Raw genomic sequence first — 1082 nt, forward strand, 5'->3', positions numbered from 1 at the left:
CGCTGCTCAGTGCCGCGCCGACCCTGGCGGACAAATCCGCCGCCGTCGGTTACGCGATGCACATGGATTTCCTCGGCCGCAAAACCGCGAGCCAGGCGCCGCAACTGGTGAGTGCCTGGACCGCCGATCGCGACCTGACCAACACCGCGCTGCCGGCCTTCCAGGTGTGCGTGATGCTGACCAAATTGCAGCTCAACGATTTGCAGCAGTCCTTGAAACTGATCGTCGACGCCGCGCGCAAAACCCAGACCTCACCGAAGGATTTCTTCCAGGAAATCGCCAGCGCCTCGGCCTATATGAGCCGTGATCCACAGGCCTTGAAAAAAGGCGGCAACCTGGCGGACGGCGGCATCCTTGGCGAATACCTGGAAGGCCTGCCGTACCGCAGCAAGTCGCTGAACATGACCCAGGATTTGTGGCTGTCGTTGAGCGTGGCCGAGCAGGAAGACTTTATCGACGAGCTGGATTCGAAGATCCGCCTCTACGAAACCTTCCATAACGATGTGGCCAACTGGGTCCGTTTCGGCGATGCCGAGCCGGGTGATGCGTTGTACCGCGTGCCGCTGTCGACGCTGCCGTAATGCTGAACTTGAGCGCAGTGCACAAGAGCCGGGGCGTTGGTGCCCAACGCTACAGCCTGGTGATACCGGGCTTGCAACTGCGTGCGGGTGAACAGTTGGCGGTGGTCGGGCCGAGTGGCTGTGGCAAGAGCACCTTGCTGGATTTGCTCGCGCTGGTGTTGGCGCCGGACCAGGTCGGGCAGTTCGATTTCAACCGCGTCGACATTGCCGGGCTTTGGCGTGGTGACCAGCAAAGCGCGCTGGCGGAGCTACGCAGTCGGCACCTGGGTTACGTGCTGCAAACTGGCGGCCTGCTGGGCTTTCTCGATGTGCGCGGCAACATTGCGTTGTCGCGGCAACTCCTGGGTTTGAAAGACGACGGCAGCGTGGCGCGGTTGGCCGAGCAGTTGGAAATCACTGATCAGTTGGACAAGAAGCCGGCGGCGTTGTCCGTCGGCCAGCGTCAGCGGGTCAGTTGCGCAAGAGCCCTGGCCCACGGTCCGCAGCTGTTGCTGGCGGATG

1 protein-coding gene and 1 pseudogene are annotated in these 1082 nt (G+C 62.4%); both read left to right on the plus strand.

Annotation, left to right across the window (positions count from 1 at the left end; translation table 11 throughout):
- Positions 1-581: pseudogene (locus HX846_RS34625) on the plus strand (serine/threonine protein kinase); the annotation flags it as partial.
- Positions 581-1082: ATP-binding cassette domain-containing protein (locus HX846_RS34630; RefSeq protein ID WP_178967194.1), on the plus strand; the 502-nt coding region annotated here is incomplete at its 3' end. The pseudogene HX846_RS34625 and the gene HX846_RS34630, both read left to right, overlap by 1 nt.

It is taken from the genome of Pseudomonas sp. K5002, assembly GCF_013386655.1.
Classification (GTDB): Bacteria; Pseudomonadota; Gammaproteobacteria; order Pseudomonadales; family Pseudomonadaceae; genus Aquipseudomonas.